Here is a 1,096-nt window from a genome sequence, read left to right on the forward strand (position 1 = left end):
AACTTCCTGAACTCCCTGAACTCCCTGGTGCCAACCTCCCTGATTTCCCTGTTATCCCAGAGTTCCCTTGGGAAAACATAATCCCCCCAAATCAAAGCATCCCTGACATCGATTGGGGCGATCTTCTCCCCGATTTCCCTCTCATCCCAGGATTCTTTGATACCACCTCCGTCTCCACTGACGGCAACACCTACAACGTCCCAACCTTCACACGCTCACTCACTAATAACTTCCTCCAAAACGGAAATCAACTCGTCCAATCCTTCGATCCAAGCTCCAATCCCAATTCCTTGGAATCACAAGCCTCGATGACCATCGATGCCTCCTCCTGGAATCAAACCGTTGCTGTCAGTCGCGTCGCACGCGCTTCCGCTAACGGTGACCTTCTTCAAGGCAAGCACGACGCCTATGACAACGGCACAGATCAACGCAGTGGCTCAATTCTTGAGGGCAGCGATCAGTCAGATACCCTTCGCGGTCTTACCGGATGGGATGTCCTCGACGGACGCGGGGGAGATGACCTCATCCGCGCTGGCAATGGACGTGACATCCTCTCTGGCGGAACAGGTAATGACGAACTTCACGGCGACTTCGGCTGGAACACATACACCAGTCAGGTCGATGGAGGCACAGACCTCATCGCCATCAAGTCCGATCAGTTCCTCTCCAACTGGCTCTACGAAAGTCCCGGTAACAATCCCAACGGGGAAAAAACCGACATCATTGAAGGCCTCGATGCCTTTGACCAAATCAAAATCATCGGCGTTGCCTCCGACCAAATCAGCTTCGCTCAAGCATCAGCTCACGGACTCGATGGCATCGGCATCTATGCAAGTGGTGCTCTAGAAGCCCTCTACACAGGTGGAAACCTATCCATGGAACAGGTCCAAAACATCACCTCCGGTGACAACTCTGAGGCTGCCATGAACAACCAAATCTGGTCCTACAACTTCGGGGCTGAAATACCTCCAGTGATCTAAACCCATCCAAAAACCTAACGACACAACATCTCAGAAAAAACTCACATGCCCCTCCTCCTCGGGTGGGGCTTTTTTATTGCTTGCAAATACATCTCACATCCCGATCCCAATTCACT

The 1,096-nt window shown here is 52.1% G+C and carries 1 pseudogene; it reads left to right on the forward strand.

Annotation, left to right across the window (positions count from 1 at the left end):
- Positions 1–980 (forward strand): annotated as a pseudogene (locus DXY38_RS13825) (hypothetical protein); the annotation flags it as partial.
- Between the last annotated feature and the right edge of the window lie 116 nt (positions 981–1,096).

Origin of the sequence: Synechococcus sp. UW179B (genome assembly GCF_900474245.1) — a bacterium.
Taxonomy (GTDB): Bacteria; Cyanobacteriota; Cyanobacteriia; order PCC-6307; family Cyanobiaceae; genus Synechococcus_C.